This window comes from Pararhizobium mangrovi, from assembly GCF_006516965.1.
GTDB lineage: Bacteria > Pseudomonadota > Alphaproteobacteria > Rhizobiales > Rhizobiaceae > Pararhizobium_B > Pararhizobium_B mangrovi.
The window spans coordinates 107,973-133,041 of the sequence record NZ_VHLH01000007.1 but is presented as its reverse complement, the minus strand read 5'-3'; the positions used below and the strand labels follow the sequence as shown (position 1 = coordinate 133,041).

The 25,069-nt window shown below is 62.4% G+C and carries 18 protein-coding genes; 10 read left to right on the top strand and 8 right to left on the bottom strand.

Going from position 1 to position 25,069, the window contains the following annotated elements:
* Nucleotides 1-10 precede the first annotated feature (10 nt).
* From FJU11_RS06070 to FJU11_RS06030, 9 genes are all read left to right on the top strand, one after another.
* The gene (locus FJU11_RS06070; RefSeq protein ID WP_141166141.1) at nucleotides 11-1,393 is read left to right on the top strand and encodes an aldehyde dehydrogenase family protein; all 1,383 of its coding nucleotides are present in this window, start codon (nucleotides 11-13) and stop codon (nucleotides 1,391-1,393) included.
* The gene (locus tag FJU11_RS06065; RefSeq protein ID WP_141166140.1) at nucleotides 1,390-2,535 is read left to right on the top strand and encodes an iron-containing alcohol dehydrogenase; all 1,146 of its coding nucleotides are present in this window, start codon (nucleotides 1,390-1,392) and stop codon (nucleotides 2,533-2,535) included. The genes FJU11_RS06070 and FJU11_RS06065 overlap by 4 nt, the downstream gene beginning before the upstream one ends.
* 170 nt (nucleotides 2,536-2,705) lie before the next feature.
* A complete protein-coding gene (locus FJU11_RS06060; RefSeq protein ID WP_141166139.1) occupies nucleotides 2,706-3,821 on the top strand; it encodes an ABC transporter substrate-binding protein in 1,116 nt (371 codons plus the stop codon).
* 180 nt (nucleotides 3,822-4,001) lie between these two features.
* Complete coding sequence (locus FJU11_RS06055; protein WP_141166138.1) at nucleotides 4,002-4,907, top strand: ABC transporter permease; 906 nt, start codon at nucleotides 4,002-4,004, stop codon at nucleotides 4,905-4,907.
* A complete protein-coding gene (locus FJU11_RS06050) occupies nucleotides 4,904-5,728 on the top strand; it encodes an ABC transporter permease (RefSeq protein WP_141166137.1) in 825 nt (274 codons plus the stop codon). The genes FJU11_RS06055 and FJU11_RS06050 overlap by 4 nt, the downstream gene beginning before the upstream one ends.
* Complete coding sequence (locus FJU11_RS06045; protein ID WP_141166136.1) at nucleotides 5,725-6,801, top strand: ABC transporter ATP-binding protein; 1,077 nt, start codon at nucleotides 5,725-5,727, stop codon at nucleotides 6,799-6,801. Before FJU11_RS06050 ends, FJU11_RS06045 begins: the two co-directional genes overlap by 4 nt.
* A 74-nt stretch (nucleotides 6,802-6,875) precedes the next feature.
* Entirely contained in the window at nucleotides 6,876-8,393 is a 1,518-nt protein-coding gene (locus FJU11_RS06040; protein ID WP_141166135.1) for an alkaline phosphatase family protein, read from the top strand.
* A 94-nt stretch (nucleotides 8,394-8,487) separates the two neighbouring features.
* Nucleotides 8,488-9,273 (top strand): histidinol-phosphatase, encoded by a 786-nt coding sequence (gene hisN / locus FJU11_RS06035; protein WP_328591718.1) that lies wholly within the window; start codon nucleotides 8,488-8,490, stop codon nucleotides 9,271-9,273.
* A 438-nt stretch (nucleotides 9,274-9,711) separates the two neighbouring features.
* Nucleotides 9,712-11,388: a Na/Pi cotransporter family protein gene (locus FJU11_RS06030; RefSeq protein ID WP_141166133.1), complete on the top strand. Its 1,677-nt coding sequence runs from the start codon at nucleotides 9,712-9,714 to the stop codon at nucleotides 11,386-11,388.
* Nucleotides 11,389-11,603: 215 nt separating this feature from the next.
* Here FJU11_RS06030 and FJU11_RS06025 read toward each other — a convergent pair whose 3' ends face one another.
* The 4 genes from FJU11_RS06025 to FJU11_RS06010 form a co-directional block, all read right to left on the bottom strand.
* Nucleotides 11,604-12,827: a GGDEF domain-containing protein gene (locus tag FJU11_RS06025; RefSeq protein ID WP_181408066.1), complete on the bottom strand. Its 1,224-nt coding sequence runs from the start codon at nucleotides 12,825-12,827 to the stop codon at nucleotides 11,604-11,606.
* Nucleotides 12,828-13,195: 368 nt separating this feature from the next.
* A complete protein-coding gene (locus FJU11_RS06020; RefSeq protein WP_141166131.1) occupies nucleotides 13,196-15,370 on the bottom strand; it encodes a DEAD/DEAH box helicase in 2,175 nt (724 codons plus the stop codon).
* A gap of 9 nt (nucleotides 15,371-15,379) precedes the next feature.
* Nucleotides 15,380-16,687 (bottom strand): ATP-binding protein, encoded by a 1,308-nt coding sequence (locus tag FJU11_RS06015; protein WP_141166130.1) that lies wholly within the window; start codon nucleotides 16,685-16,687, stop codon nucleotides 15,380-15,382.
* Complete coding sequence (locus FJU11_RS06010; protein ID WP_210242845.1) at nucleotides 16,665-18,806, bottom strand: tellurite resistance TerB family protein; 2,142 nt, start codon at nucleotides 18,804-18,806, stop codon at nucleotides 16,665-16,667. The genes FJU11_RS06015 and FJU11_RS06010 overlap by 23 nt, the downstream gene beginning before the upstream one ends.
* 1,142 nt (nucleotides 18,807-19,948) lie before the next feature.
* On the opposite strand from FJU11_RS06010, the gene FJU11_RS06005 reads away from it, so the two are divergent.
* Complete coding sequence (locus FJU11_RS06005; protein WP_141166128.1) at nucleotides 19,949-21,451, top strand: M81 family metallopeptidase; 1,503 nt, start codon at nucleotides 19,949-19,951, stop codon at nucleotides 21,449-21,451.
* 80 nt (nucleotides 21,452-21,531) lie between these two features.
* On the opposite strand, the gene FJU11_RS06000 is transcribed toward FJU11_RS06005, so the two are convergent.
* From FJU11_RS06000 to FJU11_RS05985, 4 genes are all read right to left on the bottom strand, one after another.
* Nucleotides 21,532-21,897, bottom strand: a complete 366-nt coding sequence (locus FJU11_RS06000; RefSeq protein WP_141166127.1) for a RidA family protein — start codon at nucleotides 21,895-21,897, stop codon at nucleotides 21,532-21,534.
* Between the two features lie 31 nt (nucleotides 21,898-21,928).
* Nucleotides 21,929-22,753 (bottom strand): carbohydrate ABC transporter permease, encoded by an 825-nt coding sequence (locus FJU11_RS05995; RefSeq protein WP_141166126.1) that lies wholly within the window; start codon nucleotides 22,751-22,753, stop codon nucleotides 21,929-21,931.
* Nucleotides 22,750-23,625 (bottom strand): carbohydrate ABC transporter permease, encoded by an 876-nt coding sequence (locus FJU11_RS05990; RefSeq protein ID WP_141166125.1) that lies wholly within the window; start codon nucleotides 23,623-23,625, stop codon nucleotides 22,750-22,752. Before FJU11_RS05990 ends, FJU11_RS05995 begins: the two co-directional genes overlap by 4 nt.
* A gap of 136 nt (nucleotides 23,626-23,761) precedes the next feature.
* Nucleotides 23,762-24,994, bottom strand: a complete 1,233-nt coding sequence (locus tag FJU11_RS05985; RefSeq protein ID WP_181408065.1) for an ABC transporter substrate-binding protein — start codon at nucleotides 24,992-24,994, stop codon at nucleotides 23,762-23,764.
* Nucleotides 24,995-25,069 lie beyond the last annotated feature (75 nt).

Sequence of the window (25,069 nt, the reverse complement as noted above, 5' to 3'; positions counted from 1 at the left end):
AAGGGAAGACATGACCCGCACACTTGAGTGTATTTCACCTATCGACGGCTCGCTCTTCGCCGAACGCGAAGTGCTTTCGATGGATGGAGCGCGCTCGGCAGCCAGGCGCGCTCGTGCCGCTCAGGCCGCATGGGCGGCCCGTCCGCTCGTCGAACGGGTCGAACTCGTCATGGCGGGGATCGACGCCATGGGGGCGATGAACGAGGAGATCGTTCCCGAACTGGCGCACATGATGGGCCGCCCGATCCGATATGGCGGCGAACTTTCCGGAGTCCGCGAACGTGCCTCTCATATGGCAACGATCGCCGCACAAGGGCTTGCCGATCTGGAAGTCGGCGAGGATGCGCTGTTCCGACGCCGTATCGAACGCGTCCCTCACGGCGTCGTATTCGTCATCGCTCCGTGGAACTATCCATACATGACGGCCGTCAATACCGTCGTTCCCGCCCTGATCGCGGGCAACAGTGTCATCCTGAAGCACGCGGCCCAGACGCTTCTAGCCGGCGAGCGCATGGTGCGAGCTTTTCATTCCGCCGGCATCCCCGAAGACGTGTTCCAGAACGTCTTCCTCGATCACGAGACCGCCGACGATCTGATCGCCGCCCGAGCCTTCGACTTCGTCAATTTCACGGGCTCCGTGGCGGGAGGACGAGCCGTCGAGACGGCCGCGGCCGGCACCTTCACGCCGCTCGGCCTCGAACTCGGCGGCAAGGATCCCGGCTACGTCATGGCCGATGCCGATCTCGATGCGGCGGTCGCGGGCCTTATGGATGCGGCCGTCTTCAATTCGGGCCAGTGCTGCTGCGGCATCGAGCGCATCTATGTCCATGAAAGCCTCTATGACGAGTTTCTTGAGAAATCGGTGGAAACCGTGCGGGCGCTCGAGCTCGGCAATCCTTTGGATGACGCGACGAGCATCGGTCCGATGGCCCATGTGCGCTTCGCCAAGGAAGTACGCTCCCAGATCGACGAGGCCCTTCGCATGGGCGCGAAGGCCCATGTCGAGACGATGCCGGCCGACGACGGCGCCTGCTATCTCACGCCGCAGATTCTTACCGGGGTCACGCACGAAATGCGTGTCATGCGCGACGAGAGCTTCGGCCCGGTCGTCGGTATCATGCCCGTTCGCGACGATGAGGAGGCCGTGCAGCTGATGAACGACAGCGCTTTCGGCCTTACGGCAAGTCTGTGGACGAGAGATATCGCCAAGGCCGAGCGCCTCGGCGAGCGCATCGAGACGGGCACCGTGTTCGCGAACCGGGCAGACTATCTGGATCCCGGCCTGTGCTGGACCGGTTGTAAGAACACCGGGCACGGCGGCAGCCTTTCGGTGATCGGCTATCATAACCTGACCCGGCCCAAATCATACCATTTGAAGAAGAGCACCTCATGACAGCGAGCGGCAACTGGTCCTATCCGACTGCAATTCGATTTGGCGTGGGCAGGATCGCGGAACTGCCGGATGCCTGCCGGGAAGCCGGTATGCGTCGGCCTCTGATCGTGAGCGACCGAGGCCTCGCCGGTCTGCCGATCATGGCGGGCACGCTCGACATCATGGAGAATGCCGGGTTCGGTCGCGATCTGTTCTTCGACGTCGATGCCAACCCGAACGAGATGAACCTTACCGCCGGCGTCGAGGCGTACGAGAGCGGCGGACACGACGGCGTCGTTGCATTCGGTGGCGGGTCCGGCCTGGATCTCGGCAAGATGGTCGCATTCATGGCCGGCCAAAGCCGTCCCGTATGGGACTTCGAGGATATCGGCGACTGGTGGACGCGCGCCGACGCAGAGGCGATCGCGCCGATTGTCGCCGTACCGACCACGGCCGGAACCGGCTCTGAGGTCGGCCGGGCGAGCGTGCTCACGAATTCGCAGACCCACGAAAAGAAGATTATCTTCCATCCCAAGGTTCTGCCCCGGGTCGTAATTTGCGACCCCGAGCTGACGAAGGACCTGCCGCCCGCGATCACCGCCGGCACGGGCCTCGACGCCTTCGCGCATTGTGTCGAAGCCTTTTCCAGTCCGCACTATCATCCGATGAGCCAAGGCATCGCACTCGAAGGAATGCGCCTGGTCATCGAGAACCTTCCGGCGGCCTATGCCGACGGTACCAACATGGAGGCGCGCGCCAACATGATGAGTGCTGCTGCAATGGGGTCCACGGCCTTCCAGAAGGGACTCGGCGCCATTCATGCCCTGAGCCACCCGATCGGGGCCTACTTCAACACCCACCACGGCACCACCAACGCCGTTTTCATGCCTGCCGTACTCGAACTCAATTCAACCGAGATCCGGGAGCGGTTCGATCGTGCAGCACCCTATCTGGGAATAGAGGGCGGCTTCGATGGATTTCGAGCGTTCGTGCAGACGTTCAACGACGCCCTCGGCATCCCGCGCACGCTCTCCGACATGGGCGTCAGAGACGCGCCCATCGACGCGCTCGTGGCTTCCGCGCTTGCCGATCCCAGTTGCGCCGGAAATCCCGTCGAACTGACGGCCACGAACGTACGCAAGCTTTACGAGGATTGTCTTTGATAACGGCAATGGCGCGTGTCGACGGCTTCTACGCCGCCGCCTGAACGTCTGCCGAAACCCGTCGTGTCGGTCATCTGAATGATAAAAAGACAGCGTAGGTGACCGACGGCCCATGAACCATGGTTTGTTCAAAAGGCACGAAACTGTCAACTTAAGGGGAATGGCTTCAAATGAAAAACTCTGCATTCTTGCTGGCCGCTGCGACTACGGCCTTCGCCCTGTCGACCAGTCTGGCTACAGCGCAGTCGTCTTCCACGAACTCGATGGACAAACTCGTTGCCGCCGCCAAGAAGGAAGGCGAGCTTACGGTAATCGCCCTGCCGCACGACTGGTGCAATTGGGCGGGCATGATCGAGGGCTTCAAGAAGAAGTACGGCATCAAGGTCAACGAGCTCAATCCGAATGCCGGCTCGGGAGACGAGCTGCAGGCCATCAAGGCGAACAAGGGCAACAACGGCCAGCAGGCTCCCGACGTCATCGATGTCGGCCTGTCGTTCGGTCAGACAGCTGCCAAACAGGGCCTGCTCATGCCCTACAAGGTGTCGAACTGGGACCAGATCCCGGACGAACTGAAGGACGAGAACGGCCATTGGTACGGCGATTACTACGGCGTTCTGGCCATCGGAGCGAACGAGGATCTCGTCAGCGACGCTCCCGAAAGCTTCGAAGACCTGCTCGACTCCCAATATGGAAACGCCGTCGCCTTGCCGGGCGATCCGCGAACCGGCAACAGCGCGATCATGTCGATCTATGCCGCCGGCGTGTCGCGCGGCGCAAAATCGGGCAAGGAGGCGGCTCAGGACGGCCTGCAGTTCTTCAAGAAGCTCGGCGACAACGGCAATTTCGTGCCGGTCGTCGGCTCCGCGTCCACCTTCGCGCAGGGGACGACGCCGGTTCTTCTGAACTGGGACTTCCTGTTGCTTTCCATGCGAGACACGCTGCAGGGCAATCCCCCGGTAAAGATCTCCGTGCCTGAAAAGGGCGTGGTCGCCGGCGCCTACGTGCAGGCGATCAGTGCTTACGCGCCACACCCCAACGCGGCCAAGCTGTGGGAGGAGTATCTGTATTCCGACGAAGGTGGCATCAACTGGCTGAAGGGCTACTGCCACCCCGTGCGGTTCAACGAAATGGTCAAGGCCGGCGCGGTTCCCAAGGAGATCCTCGACAAGATGCCGCCGGCCAAGGCCTACGAGAAGGCCGTCTTCCCAAGCCTCTCCGATCAGGGCGACGCGCAGTCGATCATCTCGCAGCAATGGTCGAAAACCATGGGCGCGACCGTCAAGTAGCAGCATCGGCAATGGTGCGCCGGCCATCGTTTCGGCCGGGCACCGCTTTGTCGAACGCCGTCCTTGTGTCCCGGTCGATCGATCGGTCTTTCGCGAAAACGTACCGCTCGGGCATCTTCAGCCCGATACGGGTTCACGAAGGCCGAACGTCGTCCAGTCGTGAAACGAAGGCCCAAGACCATGAGCGCGATTTCTTCCAACACCGGTGATCCGCCTCGAGGGGCGACGCGTCGGGCTTACCGCAGGCTCGACTTCGCGTGGGTCGGCCTCGTTCCCTTCCTCGCCTTCACCGCGTTCTTCCTGATCGGTCCCGTTCTCTATCTGGTCGTGGGCGCTTTCCAGAACCCCAACGGCGACTACACCTTCGCCAATATCGTCAACCTCTTCAGCCCTCAGATCCTCCGCGCCTATCAGTTGTCGCTGGAGATAAGCTTCGCGTCCGCCGTGACGGGAACGGTCGCGGGCTTCCTTCTGGCCTATGCGATCGTCCACGGCGGACTTCCGAAATGGATACGCCCCGCCGTTGCGACCTTTTCCGGTGTCGCATCGAACTTCGCCGGAATCCCCCTCGCCTTCGCGTTCATCGCCACGCTCGGTCGGATCGGGATGGTAACGTCGTTCCTTCGCGAAACTCTGGGCATCAACATCTACGCGATGGGCTTCAACCTCTTTTCGTTCTGGGGCCTGACCCTCACCTATCTCTACTTCCAGCTCGCGCTGATGGTTCTCATCATCACCCCTGCGGTGGACGGCCTGAAGAGCGAATGGCGCGAAGCGGCCTCGATGCTCGGCGCCTCCAGCATGCAATACTGGCGGAAGGTCGCCCTGCCGGTACTCATGCCATCCATCATGGGATGTTTCCTGCTCCTGTTCGCGAATGCTTTCGGGACGATCGCAACGGCTTACGCCCTCACCGGCTCGCAACTCAACATCGTGCCCATACTTCTGTTCGCCCAGATACGCGGCAACGTTCTCTACAATCCGAACCTCGGCTATGCGCTCGCCTTCGGAATGATCGTCATTACCGCCCTTTCCAACGTGCTCTACCTCGTCCTCCGAGCCCGGGCAGAACGGTGGCAACGATGAAACGGTCTCGTATCAACGCAACGGCGATCGTCGTCGTCGCCGCCCTCTTTTTCGTGCTGCCACTGGTCGCGACGCTGCTCTTTTCGCTTTCGATGAAACGCGGCGTATGGAGCCTCGAAGCCTACCGTGTCGTCTTCGCGGACTCGCGGTTCGTCGACGCGCTCACCTATTCGCTCGTCGTCGCGATCGTCACCATCCTACTCGGCGCGTTGCTGGTCGTACCTTCGGCATACTGGGTACGCCTTCGATTTCCCCGATTGCGGCCGCTTTTCGAGTTCCTTTCCCTGTTGCCGCTCGTCATCCCGCCGATCGTACTCGTTTTCGGCTACATCCGGTTTTACAACTCTTCGTCGATACTGCCCCTGACGGCCAGTGAAACCGGGACGAACGTGTTGCTCGTGCTCGGCTACGTCGCGCTTTCGCTGCCCTACATGTACCGAGCCGTCGACACCGGCATGGCCGCCGTGGACATCCGCACGCTGACCGAGGCGGCCGAAAGCCTCGGAGCGGGCCGTCGCACCATTCTCATGTCGGTCATCTTTCCCAATGTGCGTGCCTCGGTCCTGTCGGGAGCCTTCATTACCTTTGCAATCGTTATGGGCGAATTCGTCTTCGCCAGCCTCCTCAACCGCGATACGTTCGGCCCATACCTTGCCCTCATCGGCCAGAACAGGGCCTACGAGCCAAGCGCGCTGGCGTTCATGGCGTTTCTCTTCACGTGGACATGCATGGGAATGATGCAACTCTTCGCCCGGCGCCGTCCAAGACGGCGTCGCAACCGGCGACCCTTTGCAAGTCCTTCGGAAAGGCCTGTCGCATGACATTTCTGAATATTGCGGACGTTACCAAGCGCTTCGACACGTCGACCGTCGTCGACGACTTCAGTCTCGCGGTCGAACGTGGCGAATTCATATCGTTCCTGGGTCCTTCCGGCTGCGGCAAGACAACGATGCTGCGCATGATCGCCGGCTTCGAAAGTCCGTCCTCCGGCCGCATCGCCATCGACGGGGAGGACATTACAGCCTTGCAGGCAAATCGGCGCCGCATCGGCATGGTGTTTCAATCCTATGCCCTTTTCCCGAACCTGTCGGTCGGCGAAAACATCGCCTTCGGCCTTCAGGTCGCGGGACGGGCGAAATCGGAAATCGCCGGCAGGGTCGAGGAAATGCTGGCCCTCATAAAGCTGCCGCATCTGGTCGATCGCTACCCGTATCAGCTTTCCGGCGGTCAGCAGCAGCGCGTCGCGCTGGCTCGCGCGCTCGCACCCCAGCCACGCGTACTGCTCCTCGACGAGCCGTTGTCGGCGCTCGACGCGAAGATCCGGCTCTCGCTGCGCGAAGAAATTCGTCAATTGCAGCGCGAACTCGGCATCACGACGGTCTTCGTTACCCACGATCAGGAAGAAGCGCTGTCGATCTCCGACAGGATCGTCGTCATGAACGGCGGACGCATCGAACAGTGCGGCACGCCCTTCGAGATCTACAACCATCCCGCCACCCGCTTCGTAGCGGATTTCATCGGAACGCTCAGTCTGATCGAAGGTGTTTCCAACGGCGATCGCTCGGTTTGCGTGGACGGTCACATCATTGAACTGGAGCAGCCGCTGAACGTGGAAAAAGGTCGGCCGGTTACCATGGCGATCCGGCCGGAGTCGATCAAACTGGAAGCATCGCCGGATCGCACGAACCGGCTCGAGGGTCGCATCGAAGACGTCCAGTTTCTTGGCTCCATCGTACGGCTACGCCTCGTCGTCGCCGGGACGACCGTGCTTGCCGATACGTTCAATCGCCCGACCGTACCACCGCCCGAGCCCGGCAAGACCGTTACCCTCCATGTGAACCCGCGCGACATCATACCCATCGACGCACCCGCCGAAGATGCCGCCGCAATCTGAGATCGGACCGTCCCGGGCCCCGCCCGACTGCCCGGCGCCCTCGCCTCCTCGAAACCTGCCATTGAAAAGATCCGATGACATCGCCACGCAAGAAGGTACTCTTCATCGTCCTCGACCAGCTCAGGGCCGAATGTGTCTTCGGCGGACTTTTCGGCGGTCCGGTCATGCCGCGCCTTGCCGAGCTGATGGGGCAAAGTGCCGTATTCCGCAGGCATTTTTCCAATGCCAATCCGTGCGGACCGGCAAGGGCCTGCCTGCTGACCGGGCTCTATGCCATGAACCATCGATCCGTGCGCAACGGCAGCCCGTTGTCCGCCCATCATACGAACGTCGCGCTGGAAATCCGCAAGGCTGGATACGAACCCCTGCTTTTCGGATATACCGATACCACCCGCGATCCGCGTACCCTGCCGCCAGCGGATCCGGATCTCGAAAGCTATGAGAACGTTCTGCCGGGCTTCAACGAAGTCGTCGAGATGCGATTCGGCGAAAGCCTCCCGTGGCGGGCGGACCTGAAACGGAAAGGCTACGCGCTGCCTTCCGATCCCGACGACATTTTCCGACCGGTCGCCGCCGATCCGGCTCGAGCGCCTTCCATAACCGACCCGGCCGTCTACACCGCCGCCGACAGCGACACTGCGTTCCTCGCCGACCGCACGATCGAGGCGCTTTCGGTTCGCGAGGACCGCAACTGGCTCGCGCACGTGACCTTCATTCGTCCTCACCCGCCGTTCGTCGCCCCGGCCCCCTACAATACCTTGTACGACCCTGCCGAGGTCTCGCCTCCCGTCAGTCATTCCAGCCGTACCGACGAGCGAGCCGTACATCCCTTTACCGAAGCACTCCTCGGGGTCACGCGGGTCGGCGATACGGTGCGCGGTTTCGACGGTCGGATCGACGACGACGATGCGAGCGCGATCCAGGCCATACGCGCCGTCTATCTGGGGCTCGCCAACGAGGTCGACCACCATATCGGACGCATCGTGGACCACCTCAAGGCAACCGGCCAGTTCGACGAAACGCTGATCATCGTCACGGCGGACCATGGCGAAATGCTCGGCGATCACCATTCCTGGGGCAAGGTGTCCTTCTACGATGCCGCTTTCCGCGTGCCGCTGCTCGTGCGCGATCCGCTGCTGCCTGGCTCCCACGACACCGCCCTCGACATCATGAGCGAGGCGGTGGACATCGCACCGACGATTCTCGACTGGTTGGGGCTCGCCCCGCCGCCTGCGTTCAATGGGCGGTCGTTGTTGCCGCAGTTGCGCGGCGAGGAATCGAAGGCGAAGCGTGACTACGTCTTCTTCGAACTGGACTACGGTTCGGCCGGCCATCTCAACACGTTACAGCGCTCCCTGAACGTCGCAGACGCAAACAGCAATCTCGCCGTCCTTCGCGAGAACCGGTTCAAGTATGTACACTTCAACGGTGGCCTGCCTCCGCTGCTTTTCGACCTCGAAAACGACCCGGACGAACTCCGGGATCTCGCCGGAGATCCGGCTTTCGCACCGGAGCTTCAGCGTCTGTCGCGGAAGATGATCGATCATCGGATGACGTTTGCCGACAGCACGCTCGGCATGTCCGCAATATGACGTCCGGTCTGCGCGCACCGTCGAATGCTCTGGATCATTTTCGAACGCGGGAAGGATTGACGGTATGACGTTGTCCGACGGGGAAGACGAGCCAATGACGGACCGGACGTTTTTGCGGTTCGCCGAGACGCTTGCCGACGAGGCGGCGGCGCTCGGCTCGAAGTGGTTCCGCAAACCGATCGACATCGCTACCAAGGAAGACCTGAGCCCGGTCACCGAGGCGGACCGGGAGATCGAGGCATTGATGCGGCGCCGGATCGCGGAAGCATTTCCCGATCACGGAATCTTCGGGGAAGAACACGGCCAGGAGCGCCTCGACGCAGAATATGTGTGGGTGGTCGATCCGATCGACGGAACGCGGAGCTTCGTGACGGGTTGGCCGATATGGGGGACGCTGATATCGCTGACGCATCGGGGACGGCCCGAACTCGGCGTGATCGAAATGCCGGTTCTCGGCGAACGCTGGATAGCGAACTCGGGTCAGCCCGGGGAATTCGTCACCAGGACCGGCCGACGTGAAATCTGCCGGACGAGCCGCTGCCGGGCCCTTGCCGACGCCCGCTTCTATACGACCTCTCCTCTCTATTTCGACGACCGGGAACGCGAAGTGGTCACCCGCATCATGCAGAGCGCGGCAACCCCTCGTTTCGGTGGGGATTGTTACGCCTACGGCCTGCTTGCGTCCGGCTACATCGATCTGGTGGTCGAGTCGCGCCTCATGCCGTTCGATTACATGGCGCTGATCCCGATCATCGAAGCTGCCAACGGCGTCGTAAGCGACTGGGCGGGCGAACCGCTGACCTTCGGCTCGACGGGACAGGTCGTCGCCGCGGCAACGCCACAGCTTCACGAAGAAGCGATTGCAGTGCTTCGACGATGAGCAGTAGCATACCCTTCGGCTGGTCCGTCTTCATCGCGCAACGATGGTGATACCGGATGGGAACGACGCCGGCTTTCCCGTCCGTGCACCATCACGCTTTTCGAGGAGCCGGGGTCAGGTAGAACGACGGCACGGTCGTTCGATACGATGGTGACCGTGACGACCCTTTGAACAGCGCGTTCGGCAGCGAAAGGATCGACCCACTGCGGGTAATGTCGATCGAGGGATCCGGACAGGACGAACTCCACGCGCATGCGCCACCATCGCATGTTTCGATCCGCCATCAACTGCCATACAAAGGTGCACGCCATACGTTGAGATCGTTCGCGGACCGAGCGAACGATTTACGGAATTGGCCGATATGAATCATACACATGGGTCTGTCTCCCCGAGGGCAAACCGAACCTGGATGCGCAAAGCAAAGAACGGCCTTCTTCCATGACCGGATCCGTCCTTCTCCTTCATATGGCAGGTGCCGTCGCGCTCCTCCTTTACGCTACGCGTATGGTGCGGACCGGCGTCGAGCGTGCCTACGGTACGGCGTTGCGCCGAAACCTGCGCGGCGCGATGGACAATCCGCTGCTCGCGACGCTGACAGGCCTGGCGCTGGCCGTCGCGCTTCAAAGTTCGACGGCCGTAACCCTTCTCGTCGGCTCCTTCAGCGGTACGGGCATCGTCACCGGCTTGTCCGGCATCATGGCGGTTCGCGGGGCGGAAGTCGGCTCGGCCCTGCTCGTGCGTCTCCTCAGCCTCAATCTCACCCTGCTCGTTCCGATATGTCTGCTTGTCGGCACGACGACCTTCCTAGCAACGGAGCGCCGGCGCTGGCGTCAGATGGGGCGTATCCTGATCGGCATCGGCCTGCTGGTCCTTTCCCTGCGCATGATGGGCGAGGCTTCGCTGCCTCTGCGCAACAGCTCTGTCCTGCCGCTCGTGATCGGCTATCTCTCCGGCGATCCCGTTACCGCGTTCCTGCTGGCCGCCGTCGTCACCTACCTCTTTCACTCTTCGATCGCGGCGGTGCTGATTCTGGTGGCGCTCGCCTCCCGCGGCGTGATCTCGCCCGATCTCGGCGTGGTCATGGTGCTCGGCGTCAATCTCGGCTCGTCGTTCATCGCGCCGATCCTCACCCGCGCCTCTCCGCCGGCGTTCCGGGTGGTGCCCGTGGCCAATCTGCTGGTGCGTGGGCTCGGCTCGATCCTCGTACTCCTCGTCTATCTTCTCGCCGATCCGTCGATCGCGCTGCTCGGCACCACGACCAGCGGACAGATCATCCATGCGCATATTCTCTTCAACGTTCTCGTCCTGATCGTCGGCCTCCCGCTTTCGCGGCTGATCCTGCGCGCCAGCGAGGCGATCGTCGCCATGCAGGGATCGCAACAGGAGGAGGGGAAAGTCGGTCCGCCACCGATCGAGGAATCGAGCGCGCTAAACGCGGGCGCGCTCGATCAGCCGAGCCAGGCGCTTGCCAACGCCACGCGGGAGGCGGTGCGCATGTGCGAGACTGTCGAGGTCATGATCGAACGCATCATTCGCCTCTACGAACACGCCGACCAGAGCGAGATCGACCAGCTCGCCGATCTCGACGACGATCTCGACCGGCGACACGCGGCGATCAAGCTTTATCTCGCGCGCATCACCGAAAAGCGCATGACCGACGACGAGGCCCGCACATGCCAAGATCTCCTCGGCGCCTGCGTCAAGCTCGAGCATGTCGGCGACATCGTGACCCGCAACATGCTCGCGCACGTGCAGAAGAAGCTCGATCGCGGCGTCGACTTCACCGAAGAGGGCTGGCGCGAACTCTCCGACTTCCATGCCGCCGTCGCCGCCAACGCACGCATGGCCTTCAACCTCCTCGTCACGGGCGACGCGGAGACGGCCCGCCAGCTCGTGATGGAGAAGGACCATCTGCGCGCGGTGGAACGGGAGACGAGCAACCGGCATTTCGACCGCCTGCGTCGCGGCACCGAGCGCAGCCTCGAGACGAGCACGATCCATCTCGACACGATCCGCGATCTCAAGCAGATCAATTCGCTGCTCGCGACGATCGCCTATCCGTTTCTCGAACGCGAAGGCGCTCTCTCGACGACCCGGTTGCGAAACACGGCCTGAAGCGCTCCAACGGAAAAGCTGTCGCTTCACGCACGGCGCAACGGCACCATGGACGCTGGATCCACATCCGGAATGAAGCGGGGGGTGCTGCGGGTCGGGGTCCCCGCTCGCGCCCAACCGCCGTCCACGTGGTCAGTCGTTGATGGTTCGTCGGCAACGACCCCTCGAAGTCGACAGCCGAAGTCACCGGCCCTCTCCCGCAGGGAATACCGATCTCAGCGTGCGTTGACGGCAAGCGGCTCGAGGTCCGTCCCGCATGCGCGGATAACGAAACGGTTGCGTCCGGCGTTCTTGGCGCTGTAGAGCGCGACGTCGGCCGCCTCGGTCAGGACCTGTGGCGTCAAACCCGGCAGGCTCGTGCGATCGGCGTAGGCGATGCCGATCGATACGGTGATGTTCCTCGCCGTCGGGCTCGATGGATGGTCGAGATACAGACGGTCGACGGCTGCGCGAAGACGTGCCGCCACCATCTCGAGAAGAAGCGGCTCCGTCACCGGCATGACCACGGCGAATTCTTCGCCGCCGTAGCGTGCGACGAGGTCGTGCTCGCCGACGGCGCCGGATAGCGCTTCCGCGACGGCACGAAGCGCCGCATCGCCGGCAACATGGCCCCGCGCATCGTTGAAGAGCTTGAAATGGTCGATATCGACCATGGCGAGCGCTACCGCAGTCGTCGCGGGCTCGGCTCGCGCATCGGCGATCGCCGAGGCCATGACCGCATCGAAACCGCGCCGGTTCGACAGGCTGGTCAGCGGATCGAGAGCCGACAGACGTTCGAGCAGCACGTTCTGCGACGCGAGAGCGCGGAGCTGCTGGCGATCCCGATGCTTGCTGAGGAATTGAAGGCGCCGATCGCGGTCCATGCACAGATTGCCGTAAAGTCCGGCCGCCGCGATTGCCAGCGAGATGCCCGTCATCAGAACGAGGAGCGTTACGGAAGCGGCGTGCGACATCGACAGGACGCCAGCCTGCACGACGATGATCGCCAACGCCATGGCGGCTGCGAAGGGTGGCGGAAACCCGAGAATGATGACGACGAACATGACGGTGACGTTGTTCGCCGTCAGGTACATTGGCGCGAGTGGCGCATAGGAGTTGACGACGAGCACGCAGGCAAGCGTGCCGAAAAGGAGTGCCGTGCTACCGCCGATCGCATAGTGCATCCACAGTGGGCGGCCGCCCGAATAGAGATAGATGTAGAAGGCTGCGGCAATAGGCAGGCCGATACCGAAACGAATGGCAGCCGCCATGCCGAGCACGTCGGGCACGATCCAGCAGTCGAGCGCGAACAGGCCGACCATGATCGCCGTGCCGACCATGAGCGCCGGCAACGTGGTGCGCTCCTGCCGCTTCAGGACGAAGGCCGCATAGTCGTCACGCAGGGCTTCTGGAATCCTTACCCTGCCTAAAAGGCGACCATGACCGGAACGCAAAGCCATCTGGATCATCCGAACGGATATTTTCGAAAACTCGAAAGCAATCTAGCTCCCGCAGCTTAACACAACCCTTAGTAGGGTCGCCCCTATGTTCCATCGGAAAAGGTAACGCAGTTAAGAAGGCGTTCATCTGCGTCGCCATCGTCGCGTGCGCCCCGATCAAGGCGCGGGCCGTTCAGACTATCCAAAAGGCGGACGGAGGAATCGACCTTGCTCATTACGAGGACGACCGCACCAGCCGCATTCGATACACCGTTTTCGTGCAGTCCGCTTCGTCGGCACACTGCCGATGACGGACGACTAAACGTCCCCGACGCCAGACAGGCATTCCGCGGGATGATTTCGGGGACGCGACATGCGAGCTCGGGCCCCTATTCGCTGGATAGCAACGATGCGCAGAGCTTCGGCAAAGCGGGAAGATCGACCCTCGACGACAGCGCGTCCTTCACCAACAGTTCGCGCGACAGATAGGGGTGGAACTTCTCGAAGATCAGGTTTGCCCCGTCGCCGAAAACCTCCCTTTCCTCTTCGCCGGCAAGGCGTGCCAGCGCCTCGGTGACAACCGGACCATCATCGTTCTCGTTGATCGTCAGAAAGCCGTCGTGCGGCTCCACCTTGTGGCCGAAGGATCGAAGCGCGAGCGCCAGCGTGGTCGTCTTCACGGTACCGGCACGGGTGGCGAGGATGGTCGAGCGCTCACCGGTCGAGACGATGCGATCCTTGCGAAAGCCGATGCGCGCATAGTTCGCTCGTGCTTCGTCCAGCATTTCAAGAGCCAAGGAATCCATGTAGACGGGCTTCGCATCACCTTTGAGAAGCTCGAACATCCGCTCGACGACCGTATCGTGGATATCGCCCGGTGTGCCGCGGAAGGTCGGCGGCGTACCCGCTTCGGAAGGGGCGACCATGATGACTTTCTCCCGCTCGTGGATCTCGAGGACGAGCCAGCGCCGGCCGGAAAAGATCAGCATCATGCCGGGCGACAGAACGTTGTCGACCGGAACGGTGCCAAGATCGTTGCCGCCGGCGATGAGCCGGTATTCCTCGGGCGTGTTGAAGACCGCGTAGAAGCCGTAGTGCTCGACGAGCCTCTCGCCAGTCGGTCCGAGCAGAAGAAGTCCGCTTCCGCTCTGTTCGATCAAGCCGACATCGGCATTGCCAAGCACGCGGAGAAGATCCGCAAAGATCGCCTTGGTGACCATGCGGAACGGACCGGTGCGGCATAACACACGGTAGAGATGGCTTGCGGAGGCGCCACCGCGTTCGGCGATGACGGAAAGGATCTGATGCGTGAGCGTCGAGAGGTGAAGTGCCTGCGGCTTCGGCGGTTCGCACCATCCTTCGAGCAAGAGCTCGATCATCGCCACCGCACGGACCAGCCCGAGCCGTAGACGATCCGCAAAGTTGCTTTCGGCCGTCAGTCGCGACTCGACCGCATATTGGCGCAGGATTGCCGGCTGGCCAGGCCGCCGACCGGAGCGGCCGAGCCGCTGCCTCAGTGCGGCGACACTGAACGGCGCGCCGATCTGTGCGACGCAAACGACATCCCCGATATCGATGCCGAGCTCTAGGGTAGAGGTGCACACGGCGGTCGTCGGCTTGCCGTCATCCTTGAGCCGGCGTTCCACGAAGTCGCGATGGTCGCGCGACAGGCTGGCGTGATGCGGATAGAATTCCTGTGGCAGGTTTTCCCGCTCACAGAGGGCACGAAGCCGATCCGCATAAACTTCCACGGATGCGCGTGCGCCGGCGAAGACAAGATTGTCGCTGCCTCGAAGATGCGCAAAAAGGTGAGAAGCGACGGCATCGGTCGCCGGTGGCGCATCGTCACCCTTTCCGCCTGCAAGGTAGCCGCGAAGCTGCAGCCGCAATTCCGCCTCGCTGCTTTCGGCCTCGATCAGGTCGACATCAGCGGCATCCTCCGATCGGAGATATGCACGCGCCAGATCCATGTCCCCAAGCGTTGCGGAAAGCCCGACCCGACGGATCCGCCGTTCGACCGTAAGTTCCAGCCGGTTGAGAAGCGAAGCGAGTTGCACACCGCGTTCGCTGTCGAGCACGGTGTGGAGTTCGTCGATGACGACGGCCCGGGTCGCACCGAAGAGACGCGGTATCTCCAGTCCGCGCCGAATGAACAGCGCTTCGAGCGATTCCGGCGTAATCATAAGAACGCCGCGAGGCCGCTTCAGCGCGCGAGCCTTGATCGATTGCGATACGTCGCCGTGCCACGGAACGACCGGTAGCTCCGCCTCCCTGCAGATGTCGTCGAGCCGGTTCGCCTGATCCGTGATCAACGCCTTGAGCGGGCCGATATAGAGAAGGTCGAAACCGCCTTCGTCGCTCGGATCGTCGATGACCTGCGAAAGCAGCGGAAGGAACGCGGCCTCGGTCTTGCCACCAGCCGTGGACGCAGCGACGATCAGATCGCCGTCGCGCCCGTAGATCGATCGGATCGCGTTTGCCTGTATGGCGCGCAGCTCGCGCCAGCCTTGGTTCCGGATCCACTTTCGAACCGGATGCGCCAGTGTGTCGAAAACCTCGCTCACCGTACGACGTCAGAGCTTGAAGCTGACGAGGTCGTCGTCGCCCGGCGTTTGCGCACCGGCCGCTTCGTCGACGTCGGCGAGATCTTCGCCACGATCCTCCGTGACCTCGATCTCCTCGATGAGATCGCGCCATTCGACGCCGGGGTTCTGTTCGAGGATCGCCAGCAGATTGACGAACGCGGTAACGGTGTTCCGCGGCGTGCGGAAATACGCCTCGCCAATGCGGTTGGCACAATGCGCCATGAACGCTTCGAGCGCTTCGTCCGGGATCGCCTCGTCCTTGCCCTGCACGACACGGCGCACGTTCGAGAGAAGCACGAACAGATCCTCCGGCGTCAGGTTCGAAAGCCGGATCACGGGCCCGGAAAGGTCGACGAGCCCGTCACGCGCAAAGGTGTTTTCCGCAAGCCGGGACTGTAGCGCCTCGTAGCTGTAAAGGCCGCGGCGCGTGTTCATCAAGAATTCCGGCGTACCGCCAAGGAGGAAACCGAGATGCTCCGCACTGCCCTGCAGGACGTCATTGAGAATGCGCAGGATTTGTTCGTAATTGGCGTTCCGTGCTTGGGCGGACGCGAGCTTGTAGAGGTTCACCATTTCGTCGAGGCCGACGAGCAAACCCTTGTAGCCCGCCTCGCGCACGAAGGCCGACATCAGCTTGAGATGGTCGTAGACGCTCGCATCGTCGATGATCGTGCGGACGCCGAGCGCCTTGCGCGCGTCGGTACGGGTCGCGAATTCTGCGCGCAGCCAGCGCAGAGCGGCGGATTTCAGCTCGTCGTCGCCGGTCTCGTGACCTTCCCAGTAGCGACGGATCACCTCGGCGAATTCGAAGCCGCCGGTCAGCTCCTCGAAATATCCGAGCCGTTCGCGGATGATCGAGCCCGTCGGCACGTCGCGCGTCTCGGCGTCGCGCTGCGCCTGCGAAACGAAGCGCTCGACGACGCTCGCCAGCGCACCGCCGTCGGGTTTCGTCCGGGTCGAAAGGTTGCGCGCCATTTCCGCGTACAGCCCGCGCGCTTGGCCACCGGTCGCCTGCAGACGCCGATCGGGCGCAAGATCTGCGAACATGACGACCAGACCCTTTTCGAGCGCGACCAACCGGATCAGGTTCATGAAGAAGGTCTTGCCCGATCCGTACTCGCCGACGACAAGACGGATGGCGCCCCCCCCTTCGGCAATGCGATCCATATCCTTGACGAGTTCCTCGATCTCGCGCACCCGACCGACCTGCACGTGGCGCAGACCGAGTTTTGGCACGACGCCGGCGCGCAACGCCTGAACGATGGCATCGCGTTCACGCGGTTTCAGTTTCGACATTTCCCCTCTCCCCAATCGTTTCCCGGCCGATCGCAGCGGCGACCTCCGGCGTGATGTCGTAGCCTTCGTACTCGTCGAGCAATGCTTCGTCGTACCTCTCGAAGCCCCATTCGTTGATGGTTTCGAGACTGCCCGACGCAAGCAACGAATGCCTTTCGCAGAGTTCGGCGAATTCCTCTTCGCTCCAATGCGGCATCGTGATCAGCGCACGCACGAGCGCGGCATGGTTCCGGTCGAGACCGCCAGGCAGTCCGGCCTCAACGTCCGGAACATCGTCTTCCTCTTCGATGTCGAAAATCTCTCCCAGGACGGACGAGACCCGTTGCGTATCGGACCGGATCGCGGCGATCCGCGAGGTGTCCAGCATCGGTCCCGCATGGTCTCGATCGCCCGGTATGGCCTCGCCGGGTGCGCCCGTCCGCGCTGCCCGCACGACTGGAAGGGTGTCCGCCAGGTCTCCGGAATGCAGATCGGAATAGACGCGGTTCGCATCGAGGCCGAGCGCCTTGTAGACCCGCTCAAGACTGGCCACCTCCTCGGCATGGATCGTTCCGTCGGAACGGGCGGCGGCAACAAGTGCAGCGCGGATAGCGGTTTCGTCTCGTTCCGCCATGTCCTTGAGTTTGCGGCGAAGCAGGCTCATGTCCGGCGGCACCGCGAGGAACCAGGCGAGATTGGCGGCGAGCCGGCGCCGTTCCTGATCGTTCAGACCGTCGCTCGACGCGATCCGTTCCTCGAGCGACTGCCGTTCGCCATCCGCGACGTGGCCATTCGCATGGGCGACGAACGAGCCGAGCGCGATTTCCATCAATACGCTGCGGTAACGGTGCGAAACGTCCTCGAGCTTTTCGACGCGCTCGCCAAGATCGAACACGACGACCGGCTCGTCGGGCTTCGGCGAGCGCAGGGCAAAGCGGGGGTCGGGTGCGAGCCCGAAGCCGGTGCGTGCAAGCGCATCGGCAGCACCGGTGAACTGTCGCTTGCCGATCTTTCCCGGCCGTTCGCCCTCCAGTCGTTCGATCGCGTCGGCAAGGGTAACGAAGCCGCCTTCCGCTACGCGGTCCGCCGCCCATCCCCTCAGTGCCTCCAGTTCCGCGGACGGAAAGAGAGGCCGAAGCTTGGCCGGGAGAAGCGCGTGTGCCGCCGCGCTCGAACGCTCGTCCGGCCGGCGACCGAGGAACCGGCTCAGCTTGTCGAGTTCGTCCATCACCTCGTCGGCGATCGACTGTGCGATCTCGACAGGCTTGCGAAGCCGGCCAATATCCGGGATCGGCTTGTCGTCAACCGTCGGAGCGAGCGTTCCGGTAAACTCGCTCGAGGCAGCCCGGTACGTTGCCTTCAGCACCCTCTTCGGCTTGTTCACCTTCAAACCGTCGGGAAAGCGCTCGCCGAACCGGATCCGGAACAGGGCAAGGAATTCGTCCCGGCATCGCGTCGCAGCGGTCCGCAGACTGTGCTCCGGATGGCAAAAGAGCCAGCTCGCCATCCATCGCGCATCGAGCGGCTCTTCCCGCCCAATGCGCGTCCCGATCGCGATCCGCAGCGAAAGCGGCAGATCCCAACCGGACCGCTCGAAGATCGGCTCGATCGCTTCGATCTCCATCGTTGCTACCTGCGCGATATCGATGAATTCGCCGAGGTAGCGCTGGACGGAACCGTTATCCGCGTAAAGCTGGACAAGACGCCGGACTTCGTCGACGATTTGTTGCCTTTCCTCGTCCGAAGGGTTGTCGACGAAGAAGCGTCTTTCCAGGCCGTAGAAATAAAGGAACATATAGCCGGGATCACGGGATCGATCGGTGCGGCCGCCCGCGAGCCAGTCGAGATAAGTCGCACGACAGCGCGCAGGGATGTTGGAATACCCCGGCCAATAGGGCATCTCCCGCCCGTCTCGATCGAGGCCCGGTCTCGCGACCGGCAACGACGGATCGATATAAGCGCGACACTTTTGTCCGTATCCACCGTCGCTTAGCGAAGGCGGCGTCCCGACATAGATCAAGCCGCCTAGGTCGCGTCCCGCAACCGATGTGCTGTCGCCGAAGGGGATCCACCCTTGGATGCGCTTCGTGTGGCGCACGGAGGCTTTCTGCGCCTGCTGCCGGGCAGCGATCGCTGCCATTTCCGGGCCGATCCGACGTGCGATCTGCGCGAGCTTGGCATTGTCCTGTTCCGGTGGAACGTAACGTGATGCGTTCGATGGTTCGGTATCGTCGTTTTTCCGCGGTTGCGACATCGGCTTGGACGCCGGCGGATCGTCCGCGCGACCACGTTCCGGCGTATCCGGTGATGTCGACGATGGAGTATCCTGATCAGTCGGCAAGACGGCTTCCTGTGCCGATGCCTGCTTCGGCAAGGCGGAACGCACGTCGCTCAGTAAGGGATCTTCGGTGGGGTCCGCCGTATCTAGCGCCATCGCGGGTTTTGACGAACGTCTCTGTGGTCGTTTTGGAATGGATAGTTCCGGTTCGACGCGCTTCGCTATCCGGTTTTCTTTTCGCTTCGACCGGGAGCGCTCGAACCACCAGACGATGGCCGCGGGCGTCGCAAACACAAACAGCATCTGGAAACCGATCGGCCACACGTTCTGCAACGGAACGAGAACCATCATGCAAAGGAAGAACAGGATCGCGTACAGGAACGCGATCCGAAGCATCTGCAGAAAAGCACGCAACCCCTCCTCCTTACCTTCACCACCGACGTTTCGCGGTCACGTACCGCTGCAAGGTTCGCCTCACCAGACGTTCGCCGATGCACTACCTCGAACGATCTTGCCGTTCGCGTCATCCCCAAAATCCCCGAATGGCGACGGTCGACGTTGGCTATGGTCGACCGTCCACGATGATCCGACCACGATGCTTCCACTTCATGGGCGTCTTCAATGTCGCCACCTCGTCCAACTGAACACGACCATTCATTACGCTCAAGCCCGCCGTTTAAATCAGAAGTAGAATATACGGCTCGCAAGCGCGGGCTTGGATGGGGATAGGGTCGGTATCCCGATCGTCCATCAGGGCCTGTCCCGCTCTTGCCATCCGGAAGGCTATCGACCGTTTTCCATCATGCGGCTACGGACGGAAGGATTTGCGATCTCGAAGATAGCCGAGCCGTGCACGCCTCCGCTGGCGGATATCGCCTGGTGAGACGCCGGCACGTGAGGGAGCCATACGATTTAAGCTTTCGAGCCGGGGATGGGACGCGCTATTCAGGACCGGAGACGGAGCGGGCAGGATCTGGCCTGCCATTGCGCGGACGGGGAACACCATGCGGATTTTTACGGCATCGCTTGCGACGGAAACCAACACGTTCTCTCCCGTTCCGACCGATCGGCGGGCCTTCGAGGCCGCCTTCTACGCCGGACCCGGCCTTCATCCGGAGACGCCGACATTGTGCTCGTCGCCTGTCGTGATCCTGCGTCAACGCGGGCGCGACGACGAGGGCCTGGAGATCGTCGAGGGATCGTCTTCCTGGGCCGAGCCGGCCGGCCTGATCAAGAAGGAAACTTACGAGGACCTGCGCGACGAGATCCTCGACCAGTTGAATGAGGCCATGCCGGTGGACGGCGTCGTTCTCGGCCTTCACGGCGCCATGGTCGCGCAGGGCTACGACGACTGCGAAGGCGATCTTCTCGAGCGCGTGCGCACGATCATCGGGCCGGATCGGTTCCTGTCGTGCGAGTTCGATCCGCACAGCCACCTGACGCCGAAGCGCGTTGCGCAGCTGAACTTCGCCGCTGCGTTTCTCGAATTTCCACATACGGATTTCTACGAACGCGGAGAGCACGTCGTCGATATCAGCCTGCGTGCGTTGCGTGGCGAGATCAGGCCCGTTCTATCGGCCTTCGATTGCCGGATGATCGGCATCTATCCGACGACGCAAGAGCCGATGCGTTCCTTCGTCGATCGCCTGAAGCAGCTGGAAGGCACCGGTTCGGTTCTCTCCGTCTCGATCATCCATGGCTTCATGGCGGGCGACGTGCCGGAGATCGGAACGCGCATCCTCGTCGCCACCGACGACGATCGCGAAGGCGGCGACCGTCTCGCCCGTGAAATCGGCCTCGATCTCTACCGCCTTCGCGGTCGCACGGCCATGCCGATCCTGCCGGTCGAGGACGGCCTCGACGCCGCCCTTTCGACCCGACGCGAACATCCCGACAAGCCGGTCACCATCGCCGATACATGGGACAATCCCGGTGGCGGAACCGCGGGAGACGGCACGCACGTTCTGAAGGCCATCATGCAGCGTGGCATCGAGGACGTCGCGGTAGCGACGATCTGGGATCCCGTGGCGGTCGGCTTCTGCCACGCCGCCGGCGAAGGCGCGCGGTTGCGGATGCGTCTTGCCGGCAAGGCGAGCCCGGATGCCGGTCCGCCGATCGATGCGGAGGTCGATATCCTCACCCTTGCCGACGAGGGATGGCAGACATTTCGAAGAAGCCGCGTCACTCTCGGCCGTGCGGCGGTCGTCCGGCTTGTCGGTACGCAGATCGACATCATTCTGATTTCGAGCCGAACTCAGACCTACGAACCGTCGATTTTCACTAATATGGGCATCGACATCTCCGGGAAGGCGCTGCTCCTCGTGAAATCGACCAACCACTTCTACGCCGGTTTCGAGCCCGTCTCCTCCCGCATCATCCATGTCGCTGCGCCCTCCTCCTACCCCACCGATCCGGTCGAAACGAACTACCGGAAGCTGACGCGATCGATCTGGCCGAAAGTTGCCGATCCGCTCCGGCAGGATGACGGAGCGGATCGGCAAGACTGAGAGGTTCGAAGCGCTTGCTTCGACGACAGGAAAGGCACGAGCGAGAAGGATCGCTCACGTCTCACCTGCCGGGGTGGCGTTCACTCAGGCTTGTAAGCCACCGCCTCGACCTCGATCTTGATGTCCACCATGAGCCTCGACTCGACGGTGGTTCTGGCCGGCGGGTCGCTCGGGAAACAGCTTCCGTAGACCTTGTTGAAGGCGGCGAAATCGCGGGCGTCTTCGAGCCAGACCGTCGTCTTGACGATGTCGGCGAGCGTGCATCCGGCAAGCTTCAGGGCCGCCTCGACATTGGCCATCACCTGCGTCGTCTGTTCGGTGATGCCCCCGACGACGATCGTGCCGTCGGGGCCGGCGGGCGTCTGGCCGGAGATATAGACGAAATCTCCGGCACGCACGGCCGGCGAGAGCGGTACGGGCGCATTTCCGAAGCACTGTTTGGGCAAGACGAGATCTCCTTCGATTTTTCGGCCGGCACTATTTCACCGCGCCGAGGGCGAGACCACGTACCAGATAACGCTGCAGACAGGCGAAGATAATCGCCACGGGAATGGTCGCCACGAACGTGGCGGCCATGACGTTGGTCCACTCGACGGTATAGCGGCCGGAAACGAGCGAGAAGATCTGGATCGGAAGCGTATAGCTTTCCTGCCGTCTGAGCATCGTCAGCGCGATGACGAACTCGTTCCACGCGTTGATGAAGGAAAAGATCGCGGTGACGGTGATGGCGGGAACCGCCAATGGCAGGAATACCTTGACGAGCGCCGTGGCGGGGCTGGCGCCTTCCATCCAGGCGGCCTCCTCTAGCTCCCTGGGGATCGTCGCGAAATAGCTCTGGAGCATCCATACCGAGAAGGCGATGTTGAACGCGGCGTACAGGAAAACCAGCGAATTCACGTTGTCGATCAGGCCGAGCCAGACGATCAGCCTGAACAGTCCGATGACGAGGACGATCGGCGAGAGCATCTGCGTGACCAGCAGGAACTGCCGGAAGAACCCGCGGCCGGCAAAGCGGAAGCGGCTCAGCGCGTAAGCTGCCGGGATCGATACAACGAGGGCGAGCAGGGTCGAGAGAATCGAGACGTAGAGCGAGTTCAGCAGCGCCGGCCCGAAATTGGCCTCCGACCACATGGTCAGGAAATTGCTCCAGGCGAAATCGGATGGCCACCAGGTCGGCTGCAGCACCTCGTCGGCCGGTTTCACGGCGGTCAGGAACATGACAGCGAACGGAAAGAAGACGAGAACGATGAGCGGCAGCAGAAGCAGCCAGGCGACGATCGTGCGTTTGGCCTTGGCACTCATTCCTCGTCTCCCCTCACCGCGAGAACGACATAGAGAAGAGTGAAGAAGAGAAGAAGTGCGAACATCATGATCGACAGGCCGGAAGCCTCGCCGAGCTTTCCGTAGCGAAAGGCGAGCTTGTAGAGATACGTGACCAGAATGTCGGTCGAGTTCGCCGGCCCGCCCTGCGTCGTCGCCCAGATGATCGGGAAGGAATTGAAGACGTATATGACGTTCAGAACCACCGAGATGTTCACGAAGGGGCGCATCAGCGGCAGCGTGATCTCGCGGAACATCTGCCAGCGGCCTGCGCCCTCGAGCCTGGCGGCTTCGTAGAGGTCGGTCGGGATCGAGGAGAGACCGCCGAGATAGATCGTGGTCGTGAAGGGAATGGTCACGAGGATGCCGATCAGGATCTGCATCGGGAAGGCCGTCGATGCCTGCGCGAGCCACTGGATGTTATGGTCGAGGACGCCGAGGTCGCGAAGCCCGGAATTGAGCATGCCGCTCTGGCCGTTCAGGGCCCAGCGCCAGATGATGGCGGTCATCGGCAGCGAGACGGCCCAGGGCAGCATGACGATGACGCGCGCCACGGATCGGCCGTAGAAATCCTCGTTGAGGATCAGCGCCACCGGCATGGCGACGACGAGCGCACCGATGACGATGCCGAAGGTCCAGACGAAGGTACGCCACAGCGCTCCCAGAAAATCGGGATCGGCGAAGACCGCGAGATAGTTCTCGAGACCCGCAAAGCCCTTCAGCTGCCCGAAGCGATTGACTTCGCTCAGCGAGATGACGCCGAGCTGATAGAGCGGCCAGAGGATGATGAAGGCGGCGAGCAGGAAGCCCGGCAGCACCAGCACGTAGGGATTGATCAGGGCGGAGCGGTGCATGACTTTAGGCTCGCGCTCGTGGGACGGCGTGATGACAAGGGTTTCGCCGGCACGTCTTTCGGAATGCGCGCCCGCCGGTCTCGATCGACGGGATCCGGCGGGCGCGCACTGGCATGGGCCCCCTCACGAGGGTGGCTTACTGCTTCAGCAGCTCGTTGATCTGCTGGGCTGCCTGGTCGAGCGTCGGCTTGACCTCACCCTTGCCGAGATAGATCGTCTGCAGCGCGTTCTTCGTGGTGTCGGCGATCTGCTCCCAGCCGGAGATGACGGGCGCGAACCGCGCATCCGGCAGAAGGTTCGTGAATTGCTTGAGGTCGGCGTCGTCGGCAAACTCCGGCATCTTCGCGACCTCCTTGTTCACCGGCAGGAAGCCCTCCGACGACGTGAAGCGCTCGCGCCATTTCTTCGTGAAAAGCATGTCCATGAACTGCCATGCGAGCTTCTTGTGCTCGGAGTTCTTGAACATCACGATGGAGTCGGTCACTCCGTAGGTGCCGCGGTCGCCGTTGGGGCCGGCCGGTATCGCTGCGACGCCGTAGTCGAGGTTCGGCGCCTCGGCCTTGATCTGCTTGGAAAGGAAAGGCGCGGTGATCATCATGCCGACCTTGCCCTGCTTGAAGAGGTTCTGGACGTCCTCACGCGTGTAGGAGGTGACGCCGGGCTGGGTCGAGCCGTCGTCGATCATCTTCTTGTAGAGATTGGCGGCGTCGTAACCCGCCTTGCTATCGAGGCCCGACTTGCCGTCCTTGGTTACAAGCTCTCCGCCATAGGCCCAGAACGCGTAGTCGAAATAGACATCCGTCTCGATCTCCTTGCCCTGAAGACCGAACCCGGCGATGTCGTCGCCGAGGGCGCTGATCTTCTTCGCGTCGGCGGCGAGTTCGCTCCAGGTATCCGGCGGCGTGTCGATGCCGGCCTTCTTGAAGAGCGCCTTGTTGTAATACATGGCGCGCGCCGAAGCGGCGATCGGCAGGCCGTAGGTCTTGCCGTCCATGACGGCCGGCTTGAAGAAGACCGGAAAGAATCGGTCCTTGAACGATTGCGTCATGTACGGGTCGAGCGGCGTGACGATATCCTGGCTCACGAAATCGATCAGCCAGCGGGTGCCGATGATGGAGACGTCCGCGTTCGCACCAGCCGAAATGTCGGTCGTCAGCTTCTGCAGCAGGTTGTCCCACGGAACGACCTCGATCTGCACCTTGGCATCCGGATGATCCTTCTCGAAGGCCTTTGCCGCATCGTTGAAATACGGTCCGGTCTTCTTGCTGTATTCGGCGACCGTGACGCGTATCGTCTCGGCGTGGGCAATGCCGGCCACCGCGACGAGCGCCAGGGTCGCTGCCAGCCCCGTGGTCCATCTCTTCATCATTCTTCGTCTCCCTCTGGTTCGGCTCGAAAGGTTAGATCCAAACTCGGATGCCGTACGCGGCGCGTTTATTTGAGG

Excerpts from the sequence above, each read along its gene's own strand:
- FJU11_RS06045 (WP_141166136.1), top strand. The coding sequence starts at position 5,725 with ATGACATTTCTGAATATTGCGGACGTTACCAAGCGCTTCGACACGTCG.
- FJU11_RS06005 (WP_141166128.1), top strand. The coding sequence starts at position 19,949 with ATGCGGATTTTTACGGCATCGCTTGCGACGGAAACCAACACGTTCTCT.
- FJU11_RS06065 (WP_141166140.1), top strand. The coding sequence starts at position 1,390 with ATGACAGCGAGCGGCAACTGGTCCTATCCGACTGCAATTCGATTTGGC.
- FJU11_RS06070 (WP_141166141.1), top strand. The coding sequence starts at position 11 with ATGACCCGCACACTTGAGTGTATTTCACCTATCGACGGCTCGCTCTTC.
- hisN (WP_328591718.1), top strand. The coding sequence starts at position 8,488 with ATGACGGACCGGACGTTTTTGCGGTTCGCCGAGACGCTTGCCGACGAG.
- FJU11_RS06040 (WP_141166135.1), top strand. The coding sequence starts at position 6,876 with ATGACATCGCCACGCAAGAAGGTACTCTTCATCGTCCTCGACCAGCTC.
- FJU11_RS06055 (WP_141166138.1), top strand. The coding sequence starts at position 4,002 with ATGAGCGCGATTTCTTCCAACACCGGTGATCCGCCTCGAGGGGCGACG.
- FJU11_RS06060 (WP_141166139.1), top strand. The coding sequence starts at position 2,706 with ATGAAAAACTCTGCATTCTTGCTGGCCGCTGCGACTACGGCCTTCGCC.
- FJU11_RS06015 (WP_141166130.1), bottom strand. The coding sequence starts at position 16,687 with ATGTCGAAACTGAAACCGCGTGAACGCGATGCCATCGTTCAGGCGTTG.
- FJU11_RS05985 (WP_181408065.1), bottom strand. The coding sequence starts at position 24,994 with ATGATGAAGAGATGGACCACGGGGCTGGCAGCGACCCTGGCGCTCGTC.
- FJU11_RS06010 (WP_210242845.1), bottom strand. The coding sequence starts at position 18,806 with ATGGCAGCGATCGCTGCCCGGCAGCAGGCGCAGAAAGCCTCCGTGCGC.
- FJU11_RS06050 (WP_141166137.1), top strand. The coding sequence starts at position 4,904 with ATGAAACGGTCTCGTATCAACGCAACGGCGATCGTCGTCGTCGCCGCC.
- FJU11_RS06025 (WP_181408066.1), bottom strand. The coding sequence starts at position 12,827 with ATGGCTTTGCGTTCCGGTCATGGTCGCCTTTTAGGCAGGGTAAGGATT.
- FJU11_RS06030 (WP_141166133.1), top strand. The coding sequence starts at position 9,712 with ATGACCGGATCCGTCCTTCTCCTTCATATGGCAGGTGCCGTCGCGCTC.
- FJU11_RS05990 (WP_141166125.1), bottom strand. The coding sequence starts at position 23,625 with ATGCACCGCTCCGCCCTGATCAATCCCTACGTGCTGGTGCTGCCGGGC.
- FJU11_RS05995 (WP_141166126.1), bottom strand. The coding sequence starts at position 22,753 with ATGAGTGCCAAGGCCAAACGCACGATCGTCGCCTGGCTGCTTCTGCTG.